At 67.5% G+C, this 2,366-nt stretch carries 2 protein-coding genes; both read right to left on the bottom strand.

What is annotated here, in order from left to right:
• Positions 1 to 54 precede the first annotated feature (54 nt).
• Complete coding sequence (gene istB / locus AC27LF_RS45290; RefSeq protein ID WP_479662425.1) at positions 55 to 825, bottom strand: IS21-like element helper ATPase IstB; 771 nt, start codon at positions 823 to 825, stop codon at positions 55 to 57.
• A complete protein-coding gene (gene istA, locus AC27LF_RS45295) occupies positions 822 to 2,240 on the bottom strand; it encodes an IS21 family transposase (protein WP_479665200.1) in 1,419 nt (472 codons plus the stop codon). The genes istB and istA overlap by 4 nt, the downstream gene beginning before the upstream one ends.
• Positions 2,241 to 2,366 lie beyond the last annotated feature (126 nt).

Consider the following 2,366-nt stretch of genomic DNA (forward strand, 5'->3'; position numbering starts at 1 on the left):
TGTCGGCGTACTCTCCCTTCGGGCCGGGCCGGTACGTTTGAACGTCCCCAGTTGTTAGGCCACGTCGGTCTCTCGCTCGATGGCCTGGAGGCGGTTCTTGAGCCGGTAGCTCGGGCCGTTGATTGCGATCACTTCGCAGTGGTGGAGGAGGCGGTCGAGGATCGCGGTGGCGAGGACCTCGTCGCCGAACACCTGGCCCCATTCGCTGAAGGTCTTGTTCGAGGTCAGGATGATGGAGCCCTTCTCGTAACGCTTGGAGATGACCTGGAAGACCAGGTTCGCCTCGGCTCGTTCGAGGGGCTGGTAGCCCACCTCATCGACCACAAGGACGCTCGGCCGCAGGTAGGTGCCGAGTTTGTTGACCAGCCGTCCGGCCGACTCGGCGGTTTTCAGGTTGCGGACCATGTCGTCGAGGCTGGTGAAGTAGATCGAGTAGCCGGCCCGGCAGGCCGCGACCGCGAGAGCGACGGCGATATGCGTCTTGCCCACCCCGGGCGGCCCCAGCAGCGCGGCGTTCGCCTTGCCGTCGACGAAGGAGAGGCTGGCGAGGTCTTTGACCTTGCGCGGGTCGAGCTCGGGCTGGAAGGAGAAGTCATACTCGTCCAGCGTCTTGTGGTGCGGCAGCTTGGACAGCCGCAGGCCCTGGCGGAAGCGGCGGTCGTCGCGGACGGCGAGTTCCTCGGACAGGACCAGGTCGAGGAAGTCGAGGTAGCCCATCTTCGCCTCGTCGGCCCGGCGGGTGTACTCGTTGATGGTCTCTGCCAGGTGGGGCAGGCCGAGCTTGCCGGCCGTGGTGCGGATGCGGTTGCCGGTCAGCTCGCTCAAGACGACTCCTTCGTCGGGGAGTTGGTGGTGAAGGGACGGGTGCCGGTCAGTTCGTCATAGACCGACAGTGGCCGCCTCCCGACCTCGATCTGGGTTGCAGCGGCCCGGTTCAACAGGGCCTGCAACGGTCCGATGCGACCCGACGCGGAGGACTCGCTCCGCGGTGGTGGCGGCCTGTCGCCCGTCGTGGTGCGGCGGTTCTTGCCGGTCGGCAGGCCGTCCCAGTGCTCGTCCTGCTTGACAACCACGCCGCGGCCGACCGCCCGCGGATGGCTGGACAGCAGGGTCTCGCCGCTGGCATCGGGGACGGTCGAGTGCAGCATGACCTGGGACTTCGTCGCCCGGATCTCCACCAGCTGACGCGGGCGGACCTTGCGGGCGGGCACCGAGTAGAGGTTTCCGTCGAACGCGACCAGGCAGTCCTTGCCGACCGGCCGCAGATGCCGCTCGGCCACCAGATAGGGCGAGGGCGGCAACGGCTTGAGGGCGGCGTGATCCCGGGCGGCCCGGTGTCCGATGACCTCGTGGTGGGTGGCGTGGGTGCGGGCGCGTCGCTGCGGCACCCACGCCATGAAGGCGGCATCCAGCTCCTCGAGCGAGGAGAACGCCCGCCCGGCCAGCACGTGATCACGCACGATCAACACCTGGCGTTCGACCCGGCCCTTCCCGGTGGGCCGGTAGGCGGCCAGCACGTCGATGTCGAAGTCGTAGTGGCCGGCGAAGCCGACCGCTTCCGGATGCAGCGGCACCGCCTCGCCCGGGGCGACGTGCCGGCGCACGACGGTCTTGGTCCGGTCGTAGACGATCGACATCGGCACCCCGCCGAAGTGCGCAAATGCCCGCCGGTGGCAGTCGAAGAAGGTCTGTAGGTCCTGGCTCGTGGTGAAGCAGCAGAACGGGTCGCGCGAGTACGACAGCACCATGTGGAACGAGTAGACCTTCGGGATTCCCAGGTGGGCGAGGATCTTGCCTTCATCGCCCCAGTCGACCTGAGCCTGGGCCCCGGGAACCACCTCGAAGCGGCGGTGCATACCCGCCAACTCTCGCGGCTCGATGCCCAGTTCACCCGCGATCCGCGGCCGGGCCTCCTGCAGATAGAGCTTGACCCGCTGATAGTTGATCGTCGAGCCGTACTCCTTCACCAGACGCTCGTGCACCACGGCGCCCTTGATGAGGATCTCTGCCCGCAGCATCGCGTCGATCAACGGGGCGACCTCGTCGACCACCTTCTTCCGGGGCCGGCCGTTCGACGTCCGTCTCGGCGGCACCGACGCTGCCGTGCTCGACAGATACTTGCGGACCGTCTTGCGGTCCAGCCCAGTCTCCTTGGCCACCTCGGTCAGACTGACCGCTCCTGACTCGACCAGAGCACGAAACCGCCGCAGTTCCAGCCAGCGCTGCGGGTCCAAAACCACCGCGTCACCGCCCTCCGCCACCCCTCACCGGACGAGCAGCAGAGTGCCGGGCACCACGATTCACCGCACCATCAAGCGTCCCTTTTCACTCGTACGCGACCGGGGACGATCGTGTGTACGCCGACA

The sequence above is a fragment of the Streptomyces diversicolor genome, assembly GCF_057537855.1.